Source organism: Nonomuraea recticatena, from assembly GCF_039533245.1.
In the GTDB taxonomy this organism is placed as follows: domain Bacteria; phylum Actinomycetota; class Actinomycetes; order Streptosporangiales; family Streptosporangiaceae; genus Nonomuraea; species Nonomuraea roseola.
This window is the reverse complement of the sequence record NZ_BAAATE010000002.1, coordinates 304,315-329,488: the sequence shown is the minus strand read 5'-3', so window position 1 is coordinate 329,488 and position 25,174 is coordinate 304,315. Positions and strand designations below refer to the sequence as shown.

Below are 25,174 nucleotides of genomic sequence, written 5' to 3'. Positions count from 1 at the left end.
GAAGGGTTAGCGGAAGAGCAGGACGGAGGTGCGCGAACGGTCCACGGCGGCGGCCGCGCGGCACGCGGCGTCACACACCACGCCGTGTGCCTCGTCGAGCGTGACGTCCTGCACCCGGCGGATCCGGCGGAACAGAGCGCGCATCGCGCACCTCCTGTTTAGAAGTTTGTCGAAGTAGTTGGCAGCTTGCCTCACTGATTAGAGAGATGTCAAATTAGAGGGGCGCCTAAGCTGCGAGGTGCATCCCTGCCGGCCCGGCCGCGTCTACCAAGTGACTCGCCCGAACCGACATGGAGGCATCTGATGACCATCCAGTGCTGCACGCCCGCCGCCCACGAAACCTGTTGCGCCCTCGAAGCCAAGGCCGAGTGCTGCGGCACTGTCGAAGGCGAGGCCGCCGCCGAAGCGCCGAGCAGCTGCGGCTGCCAGTCATCGACCACCACCGCCGATCAGCGACGATGGCTCGCACACATGCACAGATCGCCGCCGACCGCAGCCTGCAGCTCGGCGAGAGCGACGCCGAGGAGTCGGCTTTGCTGGCGCAGTGCCTGAAACCACTGGTCGCCGGGCTGCCCGACCTTTACCGTGAGGCGATCGTCCTCACCGAGTACGAGGGTATGACCCAGGCCGAGGCCGCCCGGCGGGCCGGCGTCTCCGTCCCCGGCATGAAGTCGCGGGTGCAACGCGCACGCAGGCGACTGGGGGACCTGCTGGGCGCGTGTTGCCGGGTCGAGCTCGACGCGCGCAAGGCCGTCCGCTCCGTCGAGAAGCACGGCCCCTGCCCCTGCTGAGGCTCAGCCGCAACCGCCGCCGGGAGCACAGTCAGTCGGCGGGCAGCACGCCTGCAAACTGGCCTGCAGATCGCTCAGCGCCCTGCCGATCCTGGCAGGGTCGGCGCGGTAGTAGACCGTCTTCCACTCCCGCCGCGAGGTCAGCACACCGCCGTCGCGCAGGGTCGCCAGATGGGTGGAGGTGGCCGACTGCGCCAGCGACATGCGCTCGGCGACCTCGTTGACGGTCAGCTCGATTCCGCCGGAGAACAGCATGAGGATCTGCTGACGCGTGTCGCTGGCCATGGCCTTGAGGAAGCCGCGCGCCGCGTCGGTCAGCTCGATGTCGCTCGCCATCTCCATAGGATGACTCTACTCGCTCATATTGTCATTTCCTAATATGACGATATGATGCAGCACATGAACACGATCGTCATCGGCGGCGGCCAGTCAGGCCTGGCCGCCGCCCGAGCTCTGCGCGACGCCGGACTCACGCCCGTCATCCTGGAGGCGGGCGAGCACCCCACCGGCTCGTGGGCCCACTACTACGACAGCCTCACCCTCTTCTCACCCGCCCGCTACAGCGCGATGCCCAGTCCGCCCTTCGACGGTGACGGCGACCACTACCCGCACCGCGACGAGGTCGTCGACTACCTGCGGCGTTACGCCGACCGCCTGGACGTGGAGATCCGCACCACCACCCGCGTCAGCGCGGTGGAGGCCGACGGCTCCGGCGGCTTTCTGGTGCACCTCGAAGGAGGCGACACCCTTCGCACGGCCGGCGTGGTGGCGGCCAGCGGCTCCTTCGGAAATCCGTATGTCCCCGAGGTGCCCGGCCGGGAGAGCTTCACCGGCCGGCTTCTCCACGTGGCCGACTATCGCCATCCGAAGCACTACGCAGGGCAGCGGGTCATCGTGGTCGGCGCGGGCAACTCCGCCGTCCAGGTCGCCTACGAACTGGCCGGCAGCGCCACCGTCACCCTGGCCACCCGCCAACCGGTCCAGTTCATGCCCCAGCTGGTCGGCGGCAAGGACATCCACTACTGGCACACCACCACCGGCTTCGACTCCCTGCCCCCGCAGTGGCTGGCCCGCATCGCCACCGGCACGCTCGTCCTGGACACCGGCGACTACGCCGCCGCCCTGCAGGAGGGCCGGATGGACCGCCGCCCGATGTTCACCGGCTTCGACGGCGAGCACGTCATCTGGTCCGACGGCACGGCCGAGCAGGTCGACACGGTCATCTTCGCCACCGGCTACCGACCTCACCTGGACTACCTTCGGCCGCTCGGGGCCCTGGACGCCGGCGGGCTGCCGCTGCAGGCCGGCGGTCTGTCGACCACCCACCTGGGGCTGGGTTACGTGGGCCTGGAGTTCCAGCGCTCGTTCGCCTCCAACACCCTGCGCGGCGTGCACCTCGACGCCGCCCACATCGCCGCCCCGATGGCCGCCTACGCCGGTGGCGCTCTGGCCGCGTACGGCCTGTGACAGGAGGCCTTTCGCTTACGGGATCGCGCTCACCGCAGTCGCGCCCGATGGAGGCGGGGACGCTGCTGGCCGACCACGATCAATGCCGCTGAGCCTCCCTCAGCGAACCTGCAGGCCGGTGACCGCGCGGCCGATGACCACGCGCACCTTCCTCCGCGACGCAGTCGCCGCCCGGCCTGACCTCGCCCCCGCCCACACCACCGCATGAACGATCTCCTGTCTGCGGTTGCTTGGCCAAGGGCCCCCTCTTTCCCCCGGAGAGACCGAGTTAGCCGACTCAGGCAGGTCATGAGCGAGGCTCTCCGCGCTTGCCAGGTTCCCGAAACTGTCCCCGAGCGAAAGTATCGTTGGCCGATGACCACCGACACCCTGCCCTCCGAGTCCCCTGAGCGCCTGCGCGCCGACATGGTCGCGACGCTGACTGAGCAGGGCTACATCCGTTCCCCGGAGGTCGCAGCGGCCTTCGCGAAGGTCCCGAGAGAGCGGTTCGCCCCTGAAGCGGCCCTTACCGCCGCCTACTCATCGAGGGATGTGGTCGTCACCAAGCGCAACGCCACGGGCCGGGCGACGAGCTCGGTCTCCGCGGCCTGGCTTCAGGCCGACATGCTGGAGGCAGCCAACCTCTGCCGCGGGGCCAAGGTTCTCGAGGTGGGAAGCGGCGGGTACAACGCCGCCCTGATCGCCGAGCTCGTCGGCGACGAGGGCTTGACCGTCACCATGGACATTGATCCGTGGGTTACCGAGCGCGCAGCCCGATTTCTGACCGCGACCGGCTACCCGCAGGTGAAGGTCGTCCTGGGCGATGCCGAGCACGCCGCCGAGGAGCACGCTCCGGAGGGCGGCTATGACGCCATCATCGTCACCGTGGGGGCCTGGGACTGCCCCTGGGGGCACCTTCTCGCTGAGGGCGGCCGCTTGGTCATCCCGCTCCGCTTCTCGACGATCACTCGCTCGTTCACCTTCGTCCGAGACGGCGACCGGCTGCGCGGCCTCGACCCGACCGTGTGCGGGTTCGTCGCGATCCAGGGTGCCGGCGCTTATCTCGACCAGGAGGCCGCTCTCGCGGATGGCGCCGTGAAGCTGACGATCGAGAGCGGCCCCACGCTCGACGTCTCCGCGCTCGACCAGGCGCTGGCCGGGAAGCGAGCTGAGCTGTGGACCGGCGTGATGGCCGCTCATGGGGAGTCGTTCGACTCGATGCACCTGTGGATCGCGACGGTCGACGACAGGTTCGGCATGGTCTGGGCGGACCCTGAACGGGGCAAGGACCTCGTCACGTTGGCGATGCGCTGGTATTGCCCGGTCCTCATCACCCCAGACTCGTTCGCTTACCTCACCATCCGCGAAGTGCAACGGATCGACGAGGCCGAGGAGCGGCGGTGGGAGTTCGGTATCCACGGTCACGGCCCCCACCGTGCCGAGCTCGCCCAGCAGCTCTGCGATCACGTGCAGAGCTGGGACCGCGGCTGGCGCAACCACTCCGGCCCGGACTTCACGCTCTATCCCGCCGACGCCACCGTGCCGGAACCCGCCGATGGCCAGATCTTCCGCAAACGTCACACCCAACTGGTCATGACCTGGGCGTGATGGTCGCATAGAAACACCGCCGCCTTACTCGTAACAGGAGCGGTGACAACCAACCTCGGGAAGGACCTGCCTATGACCTCCATGCACGGCCGTGTACGCTCCGGCCGATCGAGCGTCCTGACCCGAATCCTTACCCGAGCGGCACTCGCTGGAGGCGCCGTGACACTGGCCAGCGCCACCTACCAAACCTGGGCCTCGCGTTGTGACCGGCGGCGGTTTGCGCCACCGGCACACTGTGGACGTTGACGGTCGCCGCATCCACCTCTGGCACGACGGCGTCGGCACCCCCACCGTGGTGGTCGTCCCTGCGCTCGGGGAGCCCGCGTTGAACTGGGCAGGCGTGCTACCCGTGATGGCCGTCGAGACGACGACAGTCCTGTTCGACAAGGCGCATGTGGGGTGGAGCGACCCAGCCTGGGGCGCCGACTCCGCCCGCCGACATGCCGACGACCTCCGGCAGGCGCTGCAGCAAGCGGGGATCGGCCCGCCGTACATCCTGGTCGGACCGGTCTCACGGTCGCATTGGCGGGAGTTCGAGCACTGGTCCACGACCTCGGCGGTCGAGAACGGGACGATCACGGCTGGGACGGCGTGACAGATTTCGGCCATCGCTCTGACGTCGTCCGTCTGAAAGTCACCGTCCCTGCCGCCGGAGCCCGGCCCGGCGCGGGCCGGCCCGGCCGTTCACTCCTGGTCCTGGTCCTGGTCCTGGTCCTCGTCCTCGTCGTCCCAGTCGTCCTCCTCGTCGTCCCACAGGTCGCTGGGCTCCAGCGGGTGCTCGTCGTCGATGAGGGAGTCGTCCACCTCGTGCCGCCAGGCCTGGGTGTCCTCGGGATCGGCCCAGCTCAGCTCGGTGATCCTGGGAACGGGGATGGTGGCCCGCTGGTGGCCGACCATCCAGGAGTTGCGGAAGAAGTCGAACCTCAGGTGGCGGCAGTCGGCGGACTCGTTGTAGATGATCGGTGGTACGAGGAACTGCTCCACGCCGACCTTGGCCGCGACGACCACGTAGTCCTCGGGGATGGATTCGTCGTTCCAGCAGGCGGCGAAGTTGACCGGCGTGAGGGCGTTCTTGCCGAGCACGTGGATGAGGCCGTCCTGGATGACGAACCGGTCCGGGTCCAGGGCCACGTCCTCGCCGAGCATGAGGATCGGCGCGGGCAGGATGTGCGCCTGGGCGAAGGACTGGGCGTCGGTGTAGAGCTTGACGACCTCGTCGAAGCGCGTGGGGTCGAACTGCCCGGAGGTGTGGAACGGGCAGCAGATCGCGCCGTGCGGCCGCTCCGGCTCGGGGAAGAACGCGGACTTGTCCACCCGCGTCATGACCGAGTGGCCGTGCTTGTCCCGCAGGAACTCCGGGATCCAGCCGGCATCCTCGGCCTCGATCACCTCCGTCCGGCACAGCGCGCGGAACGCGGTGTCGCCGAGCTTGCAGTTGAAGTAGTCGAGCAGGGTGATGGCCGCGCACTCCGCCGGCGGCAGCGCGTCCCTGGGGAACCAGAAGTCGTAGCCGTTGGTCACGAAGTGCACCCCGCGGAACTCCTTGTGCACGAAGGTCTCGCGGGCGGGGCCCTCGCCCCAGCCGTCCCAGTGGGCGGCGGCCACCTGGTTGTAGTACGCGTCGGCGTGCCGGGCCAGCTCGGGCGCGAACACGCTCTCGCCGGTCAGGTAGCACGCCTTGCTGAACAGCGCGCCGATCTCCGGCGCCTCGGTGACCTCGCCGGCGGTGAAGATCAGCTCGGTACGCAGGAACACCTTGCGGCCGTCGCGGTAGGGGGCGCCCTCGTGCTCGTACCGCTGATCGAAGATCACACACGTGAAGGCGCCGATCTCGCCGAGCGCGGCGCCAGCGACCAGGTCCAACGCCGGCGAGCCCGTGCCGCCGGTCAGGTACAGCAGCAGCGTGTAGCGGGAGATGTGCCGGCGCGTCGCGTCGTAGTACGGCGTGTCCCTATGCAGGTGGAAATTTGCGTCACCGGGCTCGAACCCGTTGCACCGGAACACCGGGTTCACGTGCGAGAACCCCTCCGCCACGGACGGCGGCAGCGCGTCGGCCACCGCTGCGGTCAACGCCTCGGCCAGCAGCGCCGAGTGGAAGATGAACCGTTCGCCGCCCCGTGAGGCGGCGTTCAGCGGCGGCACGTACAGGTTCATGCCGTCCAGCCGCGCCAGCCGGTCGCGAGCCTGCTCCGGCAGGCGCAGCGAGAACGAGAACACCCCTTCGGCGTGCTCTGTCCGCCCGGTCAGCTCCATCTCCAGCGGCACGGCCTCGAGGAGGCGGTCCAGCGGGACGATGTTCTCGAACGTGCGGAACGACAGCTCGTGCGGATCCGCGAACACGGCAGCCAGGTACGGCGCGTCCGCGCTGGGCCGGGCGAACAGCTCCCGAACCCGCTCGTCGATGAGCTCGGCGTCGATGAAGCGCACAGCCTTGAACCGCGCCGACGGATGCCAGCAGACCTCCAGCCCGTCCACCGTCGCGACCGGTCCGGCGTCGGTCGCGTCCACCTCTGCCCGATACCGGGCGACCTCCTCGGCGGGGGCGTCCCCGGCCGACAGGGCGAAGAACCGGTCCCGAAGTTCGATGCTCACACGCACCTCCACATGCTCCGCAGCCCGGGCGGAAGATTCGCGGCCTGCGCCAGTTTCCGCACGCCGTCCTGGCCCACATCGGAGTCGTACAGCCACAGCCGGGTGAGGGATCCGGCGAACGGGGCGGCGAGCAGCGCCTGCGCGCCCGCCTCTCCGAGGTCGTTGTAGCGCAGGTCGAGCTCAGTCAACTCCGTGAACCTGTGCAGCGACCGCACGCCCTCGGCGGTCACCCTGTTGCGCTGCAGGTGCAGGCGGCGCAGGCCACCCAGGTGCGGGCAGGCCGCGAGCGCTGCCAGGCCGGTGTCGGCGATGCGGCAGTACCGCAGGTCGAGTGCCCGCAACCGGTCTGACGCGAACAGGGCGGCGAGGAGTTCGGCGCCGTCGAAGCCGACGCTCAGGTAGGACAGGTCGAGCTCGGTGAGCCGCCCGAGGTCCAGCCCGGCGAGGGCTCGCAGGTCCAGGCGGCCTGGGCGCAGCTCGCCGCGGTCCACGGCGAGGTACCACTCCTCGTCGTCGTCCCCGTCCTCGTCGTCCCAGTCCTCGTCCTCTTCAGCCGCCGCGTTCGAGGTGATCCTCAGCGTGGTGACGAACGGGGCGCGCAGCACCTGCTCCACGACCTCGCGGACATGGTCCGACCACTCGACGGCCACCTCCGTGGCGAAGCCGTACCGGCGCGACCGCACCCGCGCCCTGCCCGGCAGCCCGTCGTCCCATCGGTCCTCGTGCTCCGCGACGAGGTCGGCGATCTCGCGCTCCACGGCCGGCCGATCGGCGGGGCGGGTGCGTGCCAGGCGCTGCTCAAGGCGGATCAGCATGCCTCTGGCGTCGCCCTGCCGCAGCAGCCGGTCGCTGTACGCGTGCCACGCGGCGAAGTCGTCGGGACGAGCCCGTAATGCTTCCTCGATGACCATGACTTCCATTCGAACGAATGTACGGATCATTATTGACATGTCAAGACGAAGCCCCGTTAAACTACGCCGAAATGACCTTGCCCGCAGGCGCTTCGGCCCATCGGACGCATGATCGCGGGCGTGGACAGCTCCGCGCGGCACGGAATACATTGCGGCGTCCTGAGGCGGAGCCAGGCCGCCGGCATGGGAGGTCTCCACTGTGAGCGCACCGGCTTCGGCCCGTCCCGCGACCGACGAGCAGGACGTCCCCGCCGAGGGGAGGCAGGCGTTCGAGCTGGCCGCCCGCGCCTGCTACCTGCAGATCGGGGTCCCGTTCCCTGAGCGGGTCGTGTGGGTGCCCTCCCCGCTCGTCGGCGCGTTCGCCGCACCGATCGCCGCCTGCCGGGCCACCGGCCACCGCAACGGCCGCGTCCTCGACTCGGTCCATCGCGCCGTGGACGGCACGGCCGGCGAGACGATCGGGCGGGCGGTACGCGACGCCGTCCAGGCCGCGGCGCACGGCGTGGCGGGCGATCCGGTGCACGGGGCGGCGGCGACCGCCCAGCACGCCGAGATCGCCGCGACGGCGGACCCCGCGCCGCGCGGCACGCCCACCGGCACCCGGGCCACGGTCATCGAGGCCGTGGACGCGGTCGTGCGGTCGGCGGTGGACGCGGCGGTGGGCGGCGTGCGGCAGGACACGATCCGCGGCGCGATCCGCCTGCTGTGGCGGGCCTGCCTGCCGGGCCACCTGGCCGCGCCCGCCGCCTGGTGGTGGTGGCCGTTCCGCGACTTCGTCCTGCTCTGCCCGCCCCCGGACGAGCTGCGCCGGGAACAGGTCGGCGAGGGCGACCTGGCCAGGCGCCGGCTCCACTGCCCCGACGGACCCGCCGTCTCCTGGGTCGACGGGTTCGGGCTGTACTTTTGGCACGGCACCCACGTCCCCCGGGCCGTCATCGACGACACCCTGACCGCCGACGAGATCATCCGCGAGCCGAACGCCGAGATCCGCCGCTGCGCCATCGAACGCCGCGGTTGGGACCGCTTCGTCATCGAGGCCCGCCTCGCCCAGGTCGGGCCCGCCGCGCCCGACCCCGGCAACCCCGGCCAGACGCTCACGTTGCACGACGTCCCCCCGGGCGTCTACCCCACGAGCGTGCGCGTCCTGCTGTGCACCAATGGCACCGTCGAGCGGGACGGCACCCGCCGCTGCTTCGGCCTCACCGTCCCCGCCGACTGCACCGACCCCATCGAGGCCGCCGCCTGGACCTACGGCCTCACCCCCGCCCAGTACGCCCAGGCACAGCGCCGATCCTGACCTTTGAGGAGCCCTGAGAAGATGCCCACCATCGAGCAGGCCATCGCCACCTTCGGCGTCACCGTCGACGAGCACCTCGACCGGCAGGCCGAGATCCCCATCCTGTCCGGCCTGCAGTTCCAGGGCGATGTCGCCGTCGTGCCGGTCACCAGGGAGCCGGCCCGTACCCCGATCCCCACCTCCGGCGTCCCGGTCGTCCGCGGCCAGGCCCAGGCCAACACCCACCTCCTGGTCGCGACCGGCGCGGCGTTCTTCAGCCCTGACCAGTCCGGCCGCGCGCTGGTGCTTGGCGTGCTGACCGTCGAGGAGGGCGCTACCGCCTACCTCGCGCACCCCGAACACGCCTTCACCGGTATCGCGCCCGGCACCTACGAGCTGCGTCGCCAGCGCGAGCAGGCGGACCAGGTCCGGCTCGTCGCCGATTGAGGCCGGGGGCGGGCCACCGGCGAGGAGGGGACACCGCTTCAGGAGGTCGACGCCTTCCGCACCCGAGTCTTGGACTCCGGCTCCTACACCTTCCTCTGGCTGGATGCGCTGACGCAGAAGGTGCGCGAAGTCGGCCGCACGATCAACATTCATGTGCTGGTCGCCACCGCGGTCAACGCCAACGGCCAGCGCGAGATCCTGGGTTTGGAGGTCACCTCGGCCGAGGACGGCGCCGGCTGGCTGGCCTTTCTGCGCGGCCTGGTCGCCCGCGGCTTGTCCGGCGTCCAGTTGAGTCGATGGCGCGGTGTTGTGCCGATAACTTGCCGATCACCTTGCCGGTCGCGGTGTTCAACGCTGCGAACAGGTCGACCGTGCCGTGCCGGACGTAGTCGAAGCTGCGCCGCTCGGGCATCCCGGGCAGTTCCAGCCTGTTGTCGGCCATTCCTCCAGCAGACCCCAGCCAGCAGGCGCCGTCACCACCCGGCATCAAAACTGCTACAGAACGCACCACACGTGGTGACCGCTGTACTCAAAACCGGATCGCTAGAAGGGGAAGGCCAGTCCTTCAACGCCTGACTGCGGCCGAGCAACATCAGCCAGCCGAAAACTCGGAGCGCGAGCAGATACAACAGGCGGGCAGGCACAGGACGCGATCTTTTCTACAGGAACAGCCCCCGTCAAGCCACAGGTCAGAGCTATCGTGACTGCGTTTTGACGCGGTACAGGTCGCGGCTCGCGTCGCTACCGCCCGGCCGCTCCGGCCGGAGCCGACCGAGCCACCTCTGTTTGAATATCCGCAGATGCGAGCGGAGGCGAGACGATGACGCTGGACGGCACAGTTCTGGTGGGACGCCGGAAGGAGTTACGGCGTCTGGTGTCCACGGTGACCCGCCCGCCCGCTGTCGTCGTAGTCGAGGGCGAGGCGGGCATCGGCAAGACCCGGCTCGTCACGGAGATGGCCGTACATCCGGAACTGGCCGGTCGGCTGCTGCTTACCGGCGCATGTCGGCGCATCCGCGAGCCGTTTCCTCTCGGCCCTGTCGTGGAGGCGCTGCGCGGCACCGGTGCGGCACTCGCGACGGCCGCGCTGTCGCCGGTCGCCGGCGCGCTGCGCGGGCTGCTGCCTGAGTTGACGGCGGTGCTTCCGCCTGCGCTGGAGCCCCTGGACGATCGTGCGGCCGAGCGGCACCGGCTGTTTCGCGGCTTGGCCGACGTGCTTGACGCCCTGGGGCCGGCGGTGCTGATCGTGGAGGATCTGCATTGGGCCGACGACCAGACGATCGAGTTCCTGGGCTACCTGCTGGCCGTAGCGCCGGCCTCGGTGTCGCTGGTGCTGACCTACCGGGGTGAGGAGGCCACAGCCGGCATCAGGGAGGTGACCGGGCGTCCGGCCGACTCCGTCGTGCGCGAGCACCTCGTGCTGGAACCGCTCGACGCCGAGCAGACCCGCGCGCTGGCGGCTTCCATCCTGCAGGAGGAGGGGATCACCACCGAGTTCGGGACCCATTTGTACACGCTGTCGTCGGGGTTGCCGCTGGCCTTACAGGAACTGCTGGCGCTGCTGCGTTCACGCGGCGCGCTGATCCGGCTGCGCGGCGGCCGGTGGGCACGCCGGGCTCTGGAGGAGCTGGACGTGCCCCCGGGTGTGCGCGACTCGGTACGCGAGCGGGTCGCCAGGCTGCCCGAGGAGGCGCGCGCGGTGGCAGAGGCAGCGGCGGTGTTGCAGGTGCCGGTGGCCGTTCCGGCGCTGAGGGAGGTGGCCGGCCTCGCCCGGAAGGAGGCGGTGGCCGGGCTGGACGAACTGCTGGTGGCCGGGTTGCTGAGCGAGCGGGACGGGCTGGTGGCCTTCCGGCACGTGCTGGCCGCTCAGGCGGTTTACGGCGGGATCCCCCTGGGACGGCGGCAGGACCTGCACGAACGCGCTTCGGCTGCCATGCGCGCGGTGGAGCCGGTGCCGCTGGGCCAGCTGGCGCACCACCTGCGCCACGCCGGGCTGCTGCCGGAGTGGGCGGGGGTCGCCGAGCGGGCCGCCGAGCAGGCGTCGGCACTCGGTGACGACGCGGAGGCGGTGCGGATCCTGGAGGACGTGCTGCGCAGCGCGCCTCTGGAGCCGGAGCGGCGAGGAGGCCTGGCCGTACGGCTGGGCTGGGCGGCGGCCCAGGTTCTGCGGCCTCCTGAGGTGGTCGACCTGCTCTCCGACGCCCTGGAATCGGCGGCCCGCGGCCTGCAGCGGGGGCAGCTGAACTTCCTGATCAGCATGTTGCGCGAACGGCTCGGCGGCGATCCCGCTGTGCAACGCCGTTCTCTCGCGGCCGCGGTCGAGGACCTCGGTGAGCGTCCGGACCTCGCGGCCTGGGTGATGGCAGCGCTCGGCCGGCCGATGGATCCCTCGGTGCCGGTGGCCGAGCATGCCCGCTGGCTGGACCGCGCGCTGGAGACCGTACCCGCGATCGGCGACCCGGTCGCGGAGGTCTTCGTGCTCGGGAAGGTCGCGATGTCCCTGAGCTGCATCGGCGATCCGCGCTGGGCCGCGTTGACAGTCGACATCCAGCGGCGGACCGGCGACCGGCCCCGGCACCGCCAGGAGGTCAACGCCTACCGGTCCATCTCGGAGAACGCCTACTGCGCCGGGCACTTCGAGATCGCCGACCAGCTCTTGGCGGCCGCCACGCTGGGCGCGGCCGAGGATGACGAGCCGCTGGCCAGGTGCCGCCTGGTCGGCCTGCTGCTTGCCTATGGCTGGGGGCGGTGGGAGGGTCTGGACCTCGAGGTGGCTGAGCTGCTGGAGGAGTACGGCGGGCGGCCGTTCGACCGCATCACCGCCGAGACGGTGGCGGCCTGCCTGGCGCTGGCGCGGGGCGACCTGGACACCGCCAGGCGCGACCTGCCCGACGTCGTGCGGCGGACCATCACCCTGGGCGGGTACGAGCTGCTGCCGTTGTCGGTGACCGCGTTGCTGCGGCTGACGGGTGAGCCTGGCGGGGCTCGGGCGGCGCTCGAGGTGTGGAACACCAAAGGGTTGTGGCCGCCGGCCGTACGGGTGCTGCCCGCGTTGACTGCAGCGATGGCCGCGACCGGCGGGCATGACGAGGCCGCCGCCCTGGTGGCCCGGCTCTCGGTGACGCTGGACGGGCTGGACGCCCCGCTGGCCGCCGCCGCCCTGCCGCACGCGCGTGCCCTGCTGAGCGGCGACGCCAGGGAGTTCGCCGCGGCTGCCGACGCCTACGACCGGCTGGGCGCGCCGTACGAGGCGGCACAGGCCCGCGAGCAGGCGGCCGAGGTGCTGTTCGCGGCCCAGGACCCGGACGCCGACGCGAGCCTGCGTGCGGCGCACGTGACCTACCTGGAGCTGGGCGCCCGGTGGGATCTGGACCGCGCGGCGCAGACGGCACGCAGGTACGGTGTGGCGGTGAAGGCGCGCCACCCGGGTGGTCCGAGCGGTTACGGTCCCGCTCTGTCGCCCCGGGAACTCCAGGTGGCCGAGCTGGCGGCCGCCGGGCTGACCAACCGGGAGATCGGCAAGGAGCTGTTCCTGTCGCCCAAGACGGTGGAGAAGCATCTGAGCGCCGCGCTACGAAAACTGGGGTTGCGCTCCCGCGCCGCGCTTGGGGGCTCCGGCGCGCTGAATGGGGGATCTGCCCCATAGTCCCGGTGCACCCACCAGGGCGAGGCTTGCGGTATGTCCGAATCCGACGACCCGGGTGACCCGAACCCGGACGACGCAGAGCCTGCCGCCAGTCCAGAAGAGGCTCCGGAGGAGCCCCCGGACGGGTTCGAGCCGGTCTGACACCCCCCATACCCCGCACCACCGAAGGGCTAGCCCCGCATGTCTCCACGCAGATCCCGCGGCCCGTCCCTCCTGGCGGCCTCGGTCATGGTGCTCGGCACCTTGGTCGCGCCGGGCGCGTCTCCCGCGCTGGCCACCCCACGGCCTCCCACTCCCGGGCCGATTCCGCTGACCGGGCTGAGCCCGGGTGCCAAGACGATCACGCTGGTCACCGGCGACGTCGTCAACCTGGTCGAGGCCGGCGGCGGCAAGTATGCGGTGACGGCCGAGGCCAAGCCCCGGCCCGACGGCACCCGGGCGTTGCTGTCCACGCAGGCCACCCCGAAGGGCGTCTACGTCACTCCAAGCGACGCCATGCCGGCCATCCAGGCGGGCCGTCTGGACCGGGAGTTGTTCAACGTCACCTACCTGGCCGAGAACGGCTATACCGATGACAAGGCCAAGCAGGTACCGGTCATCGTGCAGTACCCCAAGCAGCGCGGCGATGCCTCCGTCGCTGCCGAACCGATCCCGGCGAGCGATCCCGTCCTCACCCTGGAGAGCGTCAACGCCTCCGCGGTCAAGGTCACCAAGGCCCAGGCGGGCACCTTCTGGCATGCTGTGCGGGCCGTACCTGAGAAGAAGGACGCGAGCGGTCTCGCCGGGCTGGCCAACACGCCGGGCACGCTGCGCGGCGACATCGCCAAGGTGTGGCTGGACCGCAAGGTCAAGGCCGACCTGGACGTCAGCGTGCCGATGATCGGCGCTCCGCAGGCGTGGGCCGGCGGGCACGACGGCACCGGCGTGAAGGTAGCCGTCCTGGACACCGGCATCGACGCCGCCCACCCCGATCTGACCGGCAAGGTGGTCGCGAGCAAGTCCTTCATTCCCGGCCAGGAGGTCAAGGACGGGCACGGCCATGGCACTCACGTGGCCTCCACGGTCGTGGGGTCAGGCGCGGCGTCGAATGGCACGTCCAAGGGCGTCGCGCCCGGCGCCCAGCTGATCATCGGCAAGGTGCTCGATGATTCCGGCTCAGGCACCGACTCCAGCGCCATCGAGGGCATGGAGTGGGCCGTCGCCAGCGGCGCCAGGATCGTAAGCATGAGCCTCGGCAGCGGCCCCACTGACGGGACCGACCCGATGAGCCTGGCGGTCGACTCACTCAGCGCCTCAAGCGGCGCGCTGTTCGTGATCGCCGCCGGCAACTCCGGCGCCTCAGGCGCCGAGACGGTCTCCTCCCCCGGTACGGCCGGCACCGCGCTGACCGTGGCCGCCGTGGACGAGAACGACGAGTGGGCCACCTTCTCCGGTCAGGGACCGCGTGTCGGCGGCGGCCTCAAGCCTGACATCGCCGCTCCTGGCGTGGACATCACCGCCGCGCGCGCCGCGGGCACCACGATGGGCACCCCACTCGACGAGTACTACACGGCGGCGGCGGGCACCTCGATGGCCACCCCGCACGTGGCAGGGGCGGCGGCGATACTCGCCCAGAAACACCCGGACTGGACCGGTCAGAAACTCAAGGCCGCATTGATGTCGACGGCCAAGGACGACGAGCTCAGCGTCTACAAGCAGGGCGCGGGCCGGGTCGACGTGGGCAGGGCGTACACCCAGCAGGTCTTCGCCACCACGACGGCGCTCGACTTCGGTGCGCTCACCGAGGAGAGCGGGCCCGTCGGCCGGGACCTGACCTATACCAACCTGGGCGGTGAGGCTGTCACCCTTACCCTCGCGCCTGACCTGCGCAAGTCCGACGGAAGCACAGTGGAAGGCGCGCTCACCGTGGCCGCCACGACGCTGACCGTGCCCGCCTTGGGAACCGCGACAACCACCGTCACCCTCGATCCCAAGGGCCTGACTCTGGGCGTCTACACCGGCGTCGTGACCGCGACCGCCGACGACGTCCAGCTACGTACTCCCGCCGGTGCTGTGCGCGAAGCGCCCAAGGCCACGCTCACCATCCACACCCTGGGCAGGGACGGCAAGCCGTACAGCCCCTGGGGCCAGGACACCATCGACGTGGCCGGCAACAAAGGCCTGGTCGGCGGCACGCTCCTGACCGCCGTGGGGACCACCGTCACCCGCGTCCCCCAGGGCGTCCTCAGCGTTGCGCAGGTGCTGGACTGGATCGGCGACGACGACAGGTACAACCTGGGGTTCCTGTTCCAGCCCGAGATCACCGTCACGGGCGACACGGAGATCACGCTCGACGCCCGGAAGTTGTCCGAGGTCCGCTTTACCACCCCGAAGCCGGCCGAACCGCTCAACAACAGCGTCACCTTCGCCTACCAGCGTACGGCGGCCAACGGCTCCCCCTACATGGGCGCCCTGTCGACCAACCAGCCCATCGGCGCGTGGGCCCGGTTGTGGGCCAACCCCACCGAGAAGGTCACCCACGGCAAATTCCGCTTCCACACGCGGTTCACCCTCGGCCAGGCCGAGGTCGCCATGAGCGTGGGAAGGCGCGGCGACGTCCTGCACCCTGCGGCCCCCGCGCACGGCTTCAACATGTACGGCGTGCACGAACAGGGCGCCTTCCCCGACTTCCGGCCGTTCGTCGGAACGCAAGAGCTCGAGGTGATCGACGTCGGCCTCGGCAACCCGGAGGACCTCACAGGCCGCAACCTGCGCGGCAAGCTCGTCCTGCTGGAAGCGGCGATGGCGAAGGACGTGTACGGCCAGCCGACGTGCGGCGTGGCGATCGAGCGGATCGGCGCGATCCGCGACGCCGGCGCGGCGGCGATCGCGCACTTCCCGAGTGCCGGTACCGGCTGCGCGATCCCCCTCGGCATCGCCCAGATCCCGTTCACCGGGCCGGCCAAGCCGGTGGGCATCCCGAACGTGTCCCTGCCGACGAGGGAAGCGGTCAAGCTGCGCGAGCAGATCACCAACGGCAAGCGGATCACCGTCCGAGTGAGCGGGACCCCGGAATCGCCCTACACCTACACCTTCGCCCCCTACGAGGAGGGCCGGGTGCCCCGCTCGCTGCACTACACCTTCACCGAGCGCGACCTGGCCAGGATCGACATGGACATCCACACCGTCACCCCTGAGCGCTAAGGCGACTGGCGGTACGCGTGGAAGATGGACGACGTCCTGCCTCTGGCGTCGCAGCCGTCCGAATGGGGCGTTCCCCGGCTCACCCTGCAGGAACGGCGTGACTGGGTCGGACCGCTCGATCCCGAAGTGCTCAGCTCGCACGGCATGTGGGAGATCGCCGATCCGCTGAGCCAGGCGGGCATCCAGCCGCAGTGGGCGCTGGAGGTGCTCGACAAGCCGATCCGTACCCGGCAGTCGTGGTTGACCGCGCCGTTCACCCCCGGCGCCGCGACCGGCCCGCAGTCCCTCTACAAGCTGGCCAAGCCAGGCGCCAACCTCGGCTTCAGCCTCCGGTGCATGATCTGCATCCAGGGCGACAGCCTGTGGGCGGAGTTCGAGCTCAGCAACGGCTCGCCGGGCGCCAGGCAGTACAACGCCGACTATTGGGCCAGCCCCTTCGAGCCGGGCATCGACGTCCGTCTCTACCGGGACGGCAAGCAGATCCCGCGCACCCCGTACGGCGGCACCGACATCCTGCCGCTCTTCACCTTGCCGGAAGGCCCAGGCAGCTACCGGCTGACTGCCAAGAACGCTCAGCACGACACCGAGTGGACCTTCACCACCCCAGCGGCGGCCGACCCCCTGCCCGGATCCTTCTGCACCCTTGAAGCGATGTACGGCACCGCCAAGCCCTGCCGCCCGGCTCCGGTCGTGTTCGTCAGCTACGACCTGGGCGACACCCTGGATGCCAGAAACAGCGTACGGTCCGGCCGTACGCACACTTTCACCGTCTCTCCATACCGCTCACCGTCCCGGTCCAAGATGCCCGACATCGCCGGACTGAGGCTCTGGGCCAGCACTGACGACGGCGCCACCTACAACCCCGTCGACGTCAAACAGGAAAGGGACGGCACCTACACGGCGAGGGCCCGCTACGGGGCAGCCAAGGGCACCGTCACCCTGAAGGTCGAGGCCTGGGACAAGGCAGGCAACTCCATCAAGCAGACGTCCGTCCGCGCCTTCTCCCTGAAGTGACAAAGCGCGTTGAAGAACGTCTCCAACTCTCGCAGCACGTGATGTTGGTTCCACGGCAGGATGCGATCCATTAGTTCGCGTCGGCAAGCCTGGATCCGCCACTCCGTGACCGGCATCCGCTGGATGCGGATGCCGGTCATGATGGCCTGGATCCTGAGAAGTAGCGGCGCCCGAGTGCCTGCGGTGGGGGCATTGATGCGCTTCGCAAAAAGCGGTGGCGATGGTGATCATGCGGCGACCACAGTACCTCGGTGCGAACGGTGATGTTGGGCGGCGCTCCTGAGCCACGGAACAGCGGCGCAATCCAACCTCCATGACGATCCTCGTCGCTGGGCTTTGATCAACGAACGGGCAGGCCGGTGACGGCGCGGCCGATGATCAGGCGCTGGATCTCCGAGGTGCCTTCGAAGATGGTGTAGATCTTGGCGTCGCGGTGGAAGCGCTCCACCGGGTGTTCTCTGGTGTATCCCGCCCCGCCCAGGATCTGGATCGCCTGTTCCGTCACCCACACCGCCGTCTCCCCCGCCACCAGTTTGCACATCGACCCCTCCGCCTGGTCGAACGCCCTTCCGTTGCGCGCCATCCACGCCGCCCTCCACGTCAGGAGCCTGGCCATGTCCACCCGGGTGGCCATGTCGGCCAGCAGGAACGCGATCGCCTGGTTCTCGCCGATCTTCCTGCCGAACTGCTCGCGCTCGCGGGCGTAGTCGCGGGCGTACTCGAAGCCGGCGCGGGCGATCCCCACCGCCATGGCGGCCACCGAAGGGCGGGTGGTCTCGAAGGTGCGCATGGCGGCCTGCTCCCCCGCTCTCTCCCCCTTCCGTACGCGTGCCAGGCGGGCGTCGAGCTTGTCCTGGCCGCCGAGCAGGCAGGAGGCGGGCAGCCGTACGTCGTCGAGGACGACCTCGGCGGTGTGTGAGGCGCGGATGCCGTGCTTGCGGAACTTCTGTCCCATGGACAGCCCCGGAGTGCCGGGCGGGACGACGAACGAGGCTTGCCCGCGGGTACCGAGCTCCGGATCGACCGAGGCGACCACGACGTGCACGTTGGCGATGCCGCCGTTGGTGGCCCAGGTCTTCACGCCGTTGAGGATCCAGTCTCCTGAAGGGTCCCGTACGGCACGCGTGCGGATGGCGCCCACGTCCGATCCCGCCTCGGGCTCGGAGGCGCAGAAGGCGCCGAGCTTGACGTCGTCGGGGGTGCCGAACATCTGGGGCAGCCACTCCCCCATCTGCTCGGGTGTGCCGCCGGAGGACAGGGCGGCGGCGGCGAGGCCGGTGCCGACGATGGACAGTCCGATGCCCGCGTCGCCCCAGAAGATCTCCTCGAAGGCCACGGGCAGGGCCAGCCCGCTCTCCTCGAACCACTGGGTGGCGAAGAAGTCGAGGGAGTAGAGGCCGATCTTGGCGGCTTCCTGGATGACCGGCCAGGGGGTCTCTTCGCGTTCGTCCCATTCGGCGCCTGCTGGACGGATGACGTCGCGCGCGAACTCGTGGACCCATTTCCGCACGTCGATGACGTCGTCGCTGAGTTCTGGACAGAAGCCGGTCATCCCGCCACTCCCGCTTACGTGTGGTCTTTTATGCCGGTATGCCCAAAACCATGGCGTTACCGGTGGTAACAGGGCTGACTCTACCCGCCGCCGTCCCGAACCCGCCACCCGCGGCCACCCCGAGGGGGACCCTGGCTCGACACCTCCGAACCCGAGCTCACACCCGGCGGCCTCCTGCCGCCAGCCGGGTCGACACGAGGACGGCCAGCGCGCCCACGATCATGACGCCCGCCAGGCCGTACATGAGCAGGTCGAAGCGGGAGAAAGCGGCCGCCGCGAGCGGGCCGAGGCTGCTGCCCACGGCCAGGAAGAAGGAGAACAGCGCCAGCGCGGTGCCGCGCGAGCTCTCGGCGAGCGAGGCGATCGACTCGTTGAGCGCGGGAAGGCCCGCGGTGATCGCGGCGACGTAGAGGGCGAGCAGCAGCGCCAGGCCGACCGCGCCGGGACCCGTCGCGCCGGTGACGGCCAGGGTGAAGGCGGCAAGGAGCAGGAAGACGGTCGCGCGGACCGGCGCCGACAGGCGGGCCAGCCAGGGCGTGAGCAGCGGGATCAGCAGGATCGACGGCAGTCCGCTGGCCCTGAGGCCGAGCAGTTCGCCGGAGGAGGTCACGACGCCGGACAGCTGGAGTCCGGTGTAGACGGCGACGAAGCCGCCGAGCAGGACGAGCACGGCCAGGTAGCGCAGCGCCAGAGCGGGGTTGGCCAGCAGCGAGGGCACGACCCTGTAGGTCGCCATGAGCGAGCCGCGCTGCTCGCGCGGCCGGTCGGGTGACATGACGGCCCGCAGGCCGAGCCAGGCCAGCGCGAGCCCGATCGCGGACAGGACGAACAGTCCGCGCCAGCCGACGGAGCCGACCAGGAGCTGACCCGCGACCTGCAGCAGGACGGCCGAGGCCAGGAAGGCGCCGGTGATCGCGCTGATGGCGACGACCCTGCGGCGGGGTTCGACGGACTCTCCCAGGTAGGCCATGCCGGCGGGCGGGAAGGTCGCCACCGCCACCCCCTGGACCAGTCGCAGCGCGATGGCCACGCCAGGATCGGAGCTGATCGCCACGAGCGCGGTGGCCACGGCGGCGAGGGGCATGCCGATCATGAGGAGCCTGCGCCTGCCGATGCGGTCGGACAGTGGGCCGAACAGCAGGAATCCGATGGCGTAGCCGATGGCGAAGGCGGTGACCAGCCAGGTGAGTGCGCCTGGATCGGTGTGCCAGCCGACCGCCATGTCGGGCAGGAGCGGGATCACGACGTACAGCTGGCCGCTGACGAGCAACGCGGTCAGGACGAAGACGGTCAAGGTGGGCGCGAATGCGGGCGCCGCGGGGGCGGGACGGCTCAAGGTCGCGGTACTCATGGGTCGGACAGTAGCCAACCAACTAGTTGGACGTCAACCAACTAGTTGGTCCAGATAGAATGCCGACCATGGCTACGAAGGACTCGACCGCCGCCACCCGGGCCGCTCTGCTGAAGGCCGCAGGGGAGGAGTTCGCCGCCTACGGCCTGGCCGGAGCGCGTGTGGACCGCATCGCCGAACGAGCGGGCGTCAACAAGGAGCGCATCTACGGTCACTTCGGCACCAAGGAGATGCTCTTCGACGCGGTGGTCACCGACGCGATCAACGACCTCACCGAGCAGATCGCGATGCCGAGCGACCCTGTCGAGTACGTCGCCAAGCTGACCGACTACTACCGCGAGCACCCCCAGCTGGTACGGCTGCTGATGTGGGAGGCGCTGAACTTTCGCGGCCCCGACCTGCCCGGCTTCGAGGCGCGCGCGCAGCGGTGCGGGAAGAAGGCGGAGTCACTGGCGCGAGGGCTCGGCAGGGAGGTCTCCCCCGAGATCGCCAGGCTGCTCTACACGCTCACCGGGCTCGCGCTGTGGCCGTCGATGATGCCGCAGCTCGGGCGCATCATGCTGGGCGACGACTTCGCCGACGCCGAGGCGGGACGCGACCAGGTGGCGGCCTTCGTCGCCGCGGCGATCGAGGCCGGCGCACCGGCCGCACCCGCCGACCGCTAGAGCCGGGGGAGCCGGGAAGAGCTGCCCGCTAGAGCAGGGAGAGCCGGGGAGGGCCGATCGTCAGAGCGGGGATGAAGGGCGGCGGTGGATGCTGACCGCGTAGCCCCCGTCGTCGTACGGCCTGCCGTCCCAGGTGGCCAGGCGACGCTCCAGCACCAGCCCCGCGGCCTCGCACCAGGCGTCGTAGTCGGCGAGGGTGACGCTCGGCGGCACCGGCAGGTGCGCGGCGTCCAGCCCGAACCCGGCGACCAGCAGGCCGCCAGGCCTCAGCGTGCGCGCCAGGCGTGAGACGGTGCGCGGCTCGGCGCCCTCGGCCAGCAGCGGGATCACGTTGCCCGCCGCGACGACGAGGTCGAAGGCGTCGTCGAGGTCGAGGTCGGCCAGGTCGGACTCGATCCAGGTGAGGCCGGGGGCCTTGGCGCGGGCGACGTCGAGCATGGAAGGGTCGAGGTCGGCGCCCGTGACGTCGTAGCCCTGCTCGGCCAGCCAGATCGCGACCCTGCCTGTGCCGCATCCCGCGTCCAGGACGCGCGAGCCCGGCGGGACGAGCGCGGCGCACAGGCGGGCCTCGCCGTGGACGTCCTTGCCGGTGGCGGCCAGCGCCTCGAACCTGCCGGCGTACTCCTTGCCCGAGGTGCCACCGGTGAGGTCGTTCCATCTGCTCATCTACCGGAGGTTACCCGCCATGGTGATCATCGGAGGACGCTCGGCGATCGAGACGTCCCTGGTCGTCACCTTGTGGCCGTTCCCTGCGCGGCTGAACTGGGAGAGCCTGGCGGACGGCTCGTGCAGCGGGATCATCTTGCCCTGCCGTTCGAGGCGGGACCAGACGGCCAGCATGATCTGCCCCGCCATCGCGCCGAGCGCCTCTGTCGACTGCGGTGAGTGCTCGCGCGAGCCGAGGTCGACCTGGGCCAGCGCGTCGAGGCCGGCCATCTCGAGCAGGTCGATCAGCAGCCCGATCTCGACGCCGTAGCCGGTGATGAAGGGGACGCGCTCCAGGGCGGAGCGGCGGCCCGCGTACTCTCCCGCCAGCGGCTGGACGAAGCCGGCCAGCTGTGGCCAGTGCAGGTTGATCAGGGGCCTGGCCACGAGCTCGGTCACCCTGCCGCCGCCGGTGGGGGCGCCGAGGAGCGGCCGGTCGTAGCAGCCCTTCACGTACACGACGGAGGGGTCGTCGAGGAGCGGGCCGAGCAGGCCCGTCACCATGGAGGCGCGGAAGTCCCTGAGGTCGGAGTCGACGAAGACGACCAGCTCGCCCGAGGTCACGGCCAGCGACTTCCACAGCGCCTCGCCCTTGCCGTCGAGCGGCTTGAGCTCCGGCAGGATCTCGTCCTGGGCGTGGACCGCCGCCCCCGCGCGCGCGGCCACCGCGGCCGTGTCGTCGGAGGAGCGGGAGTCGATCACCACGACCTCGTCGACCAGGCCGCGCAGCTCCCGCCTGATCACGCGGATGATCGTGCCGATGGTCGCCCGCTCGTCGCGGGCCGGCAGGACGACGCTGACGGTGGTGGCGCCCTTGCGCTCGAGCAGCGCGTGAAGGGGCCAGTCGTCGGCCGAGGACGTACGGCCGCGCAACCACGCCTCCACCTCAGGCAGCACGAGCCCCTCCCCCGTCGATCTCACCATTCATCAGCTTAGAGTCGCCCGTACGGCGAGCCGCCGGAGGGGTGGGGCCCGGAGGGGAAGGCCCGCTACGCCTGGGATGCGTGACGTTCGAGGAAGGTGTAGACGTCGGCCTCGTCCACGCCGGGGAACGAGCCAGGCGGCAGCGCGGCGAGCACGTGGGAGTTGGCCCGCGCCGACGGCCAGGCGTATCCCTCCCACCGCTGGGCCAGCTCGGTCGGAGGGCGGCGGCAGCAGTCGCCCGTGGGGCAGTTGGAGCGCGTCCTGTTCGTCGTCTCCCTCCCCCTGAACCACCGCGACTCCCTGTACGGCACGCCCAGCGTGATCGCGAAGTCCCGCTCGCGCGAGGGGTCGACGTGCGCGACGCAGAAGTAGGTGCCGGTCGGCGAGTCGGAGTACTGGTAGAAGACCGAGAAGCGGTCGGGCGAGAGGAAGACCTGGCGTCCCGACCACTGCAGGCACATCCGCTGCCCCTCGATGGCGCCCTGCTCGTCGGCGGGGAAGACGATGCCGTCGTTCTCGTAGGCCTTGTAGATGGTGCCGCCGGCGTCGTTGCGGACGAAGTGGCAGACCAGGTCGAGGTGGTGGGTGGCCAGGTTGGTGAAGCGGTGGGCGGCCATCTCGTAGGAGACGGCGTAGACGTCGCGCAGGTCCTCCACCGACAGGGCGCGGTCCTGCTTGGCCTCCTGGAGGAACTGCGCGGCGGTGCGCTCGGGCACCAGGACGGCGGCGGCGAAGTAGTTGGCCTCGGTGCGCTGCTGGAGGAAGTCGGCGAAGTCGCGCGGCTTGTCGTGGCCGAGCGCGAGGTGGCCGAGGGTCTGCAGCAGGATCGTGCGGGGGGAGTGCATGCCGAGCTGTTCGTGCTTGACGTAGATGCGGCGGTTGCGCAGGTCGGTGATCGAGCGGACCGAGCGCGGCAGGTCCTGCACGGTGTGCACGGTGTAGCCGAAGTGGGTGACGAGGGCCTGGACGGTGCTCTGGGACAGCGCGCCCGCCCGGTAGCCGACGGCGGCCAGTGCCTCGGCGGCGGCCTTCTCGATGTCGGGGAAGTAGTTGCCCCGCTCGCGCTGCCTGCGGCGGAGCTCGGCGTTGGCCGCCCTCGCCTCCTCGGGGGTGGCGGTGCCGCGGGCCTGCCTGGCGCGCAGCTCGCCGTACAGGCCGAGGATGTGTTCGAGGACGTCGTTGGGCACGCGGGCGGAGACCTTCAGCCGCGGCAGGCCCAGGCTGGTGTAGATGGGGTCGCGCTGGGCCTCCTCGAGCGCGATCTCTAGCTGGGCCCGGCGGTTGGGGGGCTGGCGGCGCAGCAGCTCCTCGACCGGCACGTTGAGCGCGGTGGCCAGCGACTTCAGCAGCGACAGCTTGGGCTCGCGCTTGCCGTTCTCGAGCAGGGAGAGCTGGCTGGGCGCCCTGCTGACCCGTCCTCCCAGGTCGGAGAGGGTCAGGCCGCGCTGCTTGCGCAGGTGGCGCAGCCTCTGACCGAAGGCGATGAGATCGAGCTCCTGCGTCAAAGACAGCGGTTCTTCGCCGAGCAAGGGGGCCATGTCGGGATCCTAAACGAAAAATCCCCGCATCTTCCAGAGCGCCGCTCGATTGGTCTAGTCCATAGTGAAAACTCGCAATTTCTTCTGCGTTGAATACCCGTCAGTATCATCCTGAGAAGAAATTTCGCGATTCTTCTGCAAGATCAAGCCTGTTGACTCCTCGATCCCGGGCACAGACTCGGAACAAGCACCCAGGGGACGACAAAGGAGTGAAAAATGAACGATCGCCTCAAGGGAGCCGCTGAGCAGCTGCAGCGCGAGTGGGAGAGCGACGCTCGCTGGCAGGGCACCGAGCGCACCTACACCGCCGAGGACGTCATCCGCCTGCGCGGCAGCGTCCAGGAGGAGCACACCCTTGCCCGCCTCGGCGCCGAGCGCCTGTGGAAGCTGCTGCACACCGAGGACTACGTCCACGCACTCGGCGCGCTGACCGGCAACCAGGCCGTGCAACAGGTGAAGGCGGGGCTGAAGGCGATCTACCTGTCCGGCTGGCAGGTGGCCGCCGACGCCAACCTCGGCGGGCAGACCTACCCCGACCAGTCGCTGTACCCGGCCAACTCGGTCCCCGCCGTCGTGCGCCGCATCAACAACGCGCTGCTGCGCGCCGACCAGATCACCTGGTCGGAGGGGTCCGACGACACCCACTGGCTGGCCCCGATCGTGGCCGACGCGGAAGCCGGCTTCGGCGGCGTGCTGAACGCCTTCGAGCTGATGAAGGGCATGATCGCGGCCGGCGCCGCGGGCGTGCACTGGGAGGACCAGCTCGCCTCGGAGAAGAAGTGCGGCCACCTCGGCGGCAAGGTGCTGATCCCGACAGGCCAGCACATCAAGACCCTCAACGCGGCCCGCCTCGCGGCCGACGTGGCGGGTGTCCCCTCACTGATCATCGCGCGGACCGACGCCCAGGCCGCGACGCTTCTGACCAGCGACGTCGACCCCCGCGACCAGCGCTTCACCACCGGTGACCGTACCGCCGAGGGCTTCTACAGGGTGCGCAACGGCGTCGAGGCCTGCATCGACCGCGGCCTGTCCTACGCCCCCTACTCCGACCTGCTGTGGATGGAGACCTCCACGCCCGACCTGGACGTGGCCCGCGAGTTCGCCGAGGCCATCAAGGCGAAGTACCCCGACCAGATGCTGGCCTACAACTGCTCGCCCTCCTTCAACTGGAAGCAGCACCTGGACGACTCCACGATCGCCAAGTTCCAGCGCGAGCTCGGGCACATGGGCTACAAGTTCCAGTTCATCACGCTGGCCGGCTTCCACTCGCTGAACTACTCGATGTTCAACCTCGCCCAGGGCTACGCCTCCGACGGCATGACGGCCTACGTGGAGCTGCAGGAGGCCGAGTTCGCCGCCGAGCAGCGCGGCTACACCGCCACCAGGCACCAGCGCGAGGTCGGCACCGGCTACTTCGACCTGGTCAGCACCGCGATCGCGCCCGACTCCTCGACCACCGCGCTCAAGGGCTCCACCGAGGAGGAGCAGTTCGCCCACTGAGACTCGCCGATTCCTCCTAGGGCAT

At 70.2% G+C, this 25,174-nt stretch carries 20 protein-coding genes and 2 pseudogenes; 12 read left to right on the top strand and 10 right to left on the bottom strand.

The window, feature by feature from the left end:
* Positions 1-6 precede the first annotated feature (6 nt).
* The gene (locus tag ABFX50_RS04820) at positions 7-144 is read right to left on the bottom strand and encodes a hypothetical protein (protein WP_183645566.1); all 138 of its coding nucleotides are present in this window, start codon (positions 142-144) and stop codon (positions 7-9) included.
* Positions 145-458: 314 nt separating this feature from the next.
* Between ABFX50_RS04820 and ABFX50_RS04815 the strand changes: the two genes are divergently transcribed.
* Complete coding sequence (locus tag ABFX50_RS04815) at positions 459-791, top strand: sigma factor-like helix-turn-helix DNA-binding protein (RefSeq protein WP_346143568.1); 333 nt, start codon at positions 459-461, stop codon at positions 789-791.
* Positions 792-794: 3 nt separating this feature from the next.
* Here ABFX50_RS04815 and ABFX50_RS04810 read toward each other — a convergent pair whose 3' ends face one another.
* Complete coding sequence (locus ABFX50_RS04810; RefSeq protein ID WP_346143566.1) at positions 795-1,133, bottom strand: ArsR/SmtB family transcription factor; 339 nt, start codon at positions 1,131-1,133, stop codon at positions 795-797.
* Positions 1,134-1,190: 57 nt separating this feature from the next.
* Here ABFX50_RS04810 and ABFX50_RS04805 point away from each other — a divergent pair, with 57 nt between their 5' ends.
* From ABFX50_RS04805 to ABFX50_RS04795, 3 genes are all read left to right on the top strand, one after another.
* Entirely contained in the window at positions 1,191-2,258 is a 1,068-nt protein-coding gene (locus ABFX50_RS04805; protein WP_346143564.1) for a flavin-containing monooxygenase, read from the top strand.
* A gap of 288 nt (positions 2,259-2,546) precedes the next feature.
* Positions 2,547-3,845 (top strand): methyltransferase, FxLD system, encoded by a 1,299-nt coding sequence (gene fxlM / locus ABFX50_RS04800; RefSeq protein WP_346143562.1) that lies wholly within the window; start codon positions 2,547-2,549, stop codon positions 3,843-3,845.
* 235 nt (positions 3,846-4,080) lie between these two features.
* Positions 4,081-4,440: a hypothetical protein gene (locus tag ABFX50_RS04795; protein ID WP_346143560.1), complete on the top strand. Its 360-nt coding sequence runs from the start codon at positions 4,081-4,083 to the stop codon at positions 4,438-4,440.
* 89 nt (positions 4,441-4,529) lie between these two features.
* Here the strand turns inward: ABFX50_RS04795 and ABFX50_RS04790 are convergent, their stop codons facing one another.
* Complete coding sequence (locus tag ABFX50_RS04790) at positions 4,530-6,437, bottom strand: hypothetical protein (protein WP_346143558.1); 1,908 nt, start codon at positions 6,435-6,437, stop codon at positions 4,530-4,532.
* Positions 6,434-7,357, bottom strand: coding sequence for a leucine-rich repeat domain-containing protein (locus tag ABFX50_RS04785; RefSeq protein WP_346143556.1), 924 nt, complete (start codon positions 7,355-7,357; stop codon positions 6,434-6,436). Before ABFX50_RS04785 ends, ABFX50_RS04790 begins: the two co-directional genes overlap by 4 nt.
* A 190-nt stretch (positions 7,358-7,547) precedes the next feature.
* Between ABFX50_RS04785 and ABFX50_RS04780 the strand changes: the two genes are divergently transcribed.
* The 3 genes and pseudogenes from ABFX50_RS04780 to ABFX50_RS04770 all read left to right on the top strand — a co-directional run.
* The gene (locus tag ABFX50_RS04780) at positions 7,548-8,645 is read left to right on the top strand and encodes a DUF6745 domain-containing protein (protein WP_346143554.1); all 1,098 of its coding nucleotides are present in this window, start codon (positions 7,548-7,550) and stop codon (positions 8,643-8,645) included.
* A 21-nt stretch (positions 8,646-8,666) separates the two neighbouring features.
* Positions 8,667-9,071 carry a hypothetical protein gene (locus ABFX50_RS04775; RefSeq protein ID WP_346143552.1) on the top strand — a complete coding sequence of 135 codons (405 nt, stop codon included), beginning with the start codon at positions 8,667-8,669 and terminating at the stop codon, positions 9,069-9,071.
* A gap of 42 nt (positions 9,072-9,113) precedes the next feature.
* Positions 9,114-9,362 (top strand): annotated as a pseudogene (locus ABFX50_RS04770) (transposase); the annotation flags it as partial.
* Position 9,363: 1 nt separating this feature from the next.
* Here the strand turns inward: ABFX50_RS04770 and ABFX50_RS04765 are convergent.
* Positions 9,364-9,492: pseudogene (locus ABFX50_RS04765) on the bottom strand (IS630 family transposase); the annotation flags it as partial.
* Positions 9,493-9,891: 399 nt separating this feature from the next.
* On the opposite strand from ABFX50_RS04765, the gene ABFX50_RS04760 reads away from it, so the two are divergent.
* The 3 genes from ABFX50_RS04760 (at position 9,892) to ABFX50_RS04750 (ending at position 16,914) form a co-directional block, all read left to right on the top strand.
* The gene (locus ABFX50_RS04760) at positions 9,892-12,717 is read left to right on the top strand and encodes a helix-turn-helix transcriptional regulator (RefSeq protein WP_346143550.1); all 2,826 of its coding nucleotides are present in this window, start codon (positions 9,892-9,894) and stop codon (positions 12,715-12,717) included.
* Between the two features lie 180 nt (positions 12,718-12,897).
* Entirely contained in the window at positions 12,898-15,900 is a 3,003-nt protein-coding gene (locus ABFX50_RS04755) for a S8 family peptidase (RefSeq protein ID WP_346143548.1), read from the top strand.
* A 24-nt stretch (positions 15,901-15,924) separates the two neighbouring features.
* The gene (locus tag ABFX50_RS04750; protein ID WP_346143546.1) at positions 15,925-16,914 is read left to right on the top strand and encodes a hypothetical protein; all 990 of its coding nucleotides are present in this window, start codon (positions 15,925-15,927) and stop codon (positions 16,912-16,914) included.
* A 340-nt stretch (positions 16,915-17,254) separates the two neighbouring features.
* Here the strand turns inward: ABFX50_RS04750 and ABFX50_RS04745 are convergent, their stop codons facing one another.
* A complete protein-coding gene (locus ABFX50_RS04745) occupies positions 17,255-18,466 on the bottom strand; it encodes an acyl-CoA dehydrogenase family protein (RefSeq protein WP_346143544.1) in 1,212 nt (403 codons plus the stop codon).
* Between the two features lie 157 nt (positions 18,467-18,623).
* Positions 18,624-19,817, bottom strand: coding sequence for an MFS transporter (locus ABFX50_RS04740; RefSeq protein WP_346143542.1), 1,194 nt, complete (start codon positions 19,815-19,817; stop codon positions 18,624-18,626).
* A 68-nt stretch (positions 19,818-19,885) separates the two neighbouring features.
* Here ABFX50_RS04740 and ABFX50_RS04735 point away from each other — a divergent pair, with 68 nt between their 5' ends.
* Positions 19,886-20,482: a TetR/AcrR family transcriptional regulator gene (locus ABFX50_RS04735; RefSeq protein WP_346143540.1), complete on the top strand. Its 597-nt coding sequence runs from the start codon at positions 19,886-19,888 to the stop codon at positions 20,480-20,482.
* 60 nt (positions 20,483-20,542) lie between these two features.
* Here ABFX50_RS04735 and ABFX50_RS04730 read toward each other — a convergent pair whose 3' ends face one another.
* The 3 genes from ABFX50_RS04730 to ABFX50_RS04720 form a co-directional block, all read right to left on the bottom strand.
* A complete protein-coding gene (locus ABFX50_RS04730) occupies positions 20,543-21,148 on the bottom strand; it encodes a class I SAM-dependent methyltransferase (protein WP_346143538.1) in 606 nt (201 codons plus the stop codon).
* Positions 21,149-22,084 carry a glucosyl-3-phosphoglycerate synthase gene (locus ABFX50_RS04725; protein WP_346143536.1) on the bottom strand — a complete coding sequence of 312 codons (936 nt, stop codon included), beginning with the start codon at positions 22,082-22,084 and terminating at the stop codon, positions 21,149-21,151. It lies immediately after the preceding gene.
* 92 nt (positions 22,085-22,176) lie between these two features.
* Complete coding sequence (locus tag ABFX50_RS04720) at positions 22,177-23,649, bottom strand: helix-turn-helix domain-containing protein (protein ID WP_428834680.1); 1,473 nt, start codon at positions 23,647-23,649, stop codon at positions 22,177-22,179.
* Positions 23,650-23,865: 216 nt separating this feature from the next.
* On the opposite strand from ABFX50_RS04720, the gene aceA reads away from it, so the two are divergent.
* Positions 23,866-25,149, top strand: coding sequence for an isocitrate lyase (gene aceA / locus ABFX50_RS04715; protein WP_346123821.1), 1,284 nt, complete (start codon positions 23,866-23,868; stop codon positions 25,147-25,149).
* The last annotated feature ends 25 nt before the right edge of the window (positions 25,150-25,174 follow it).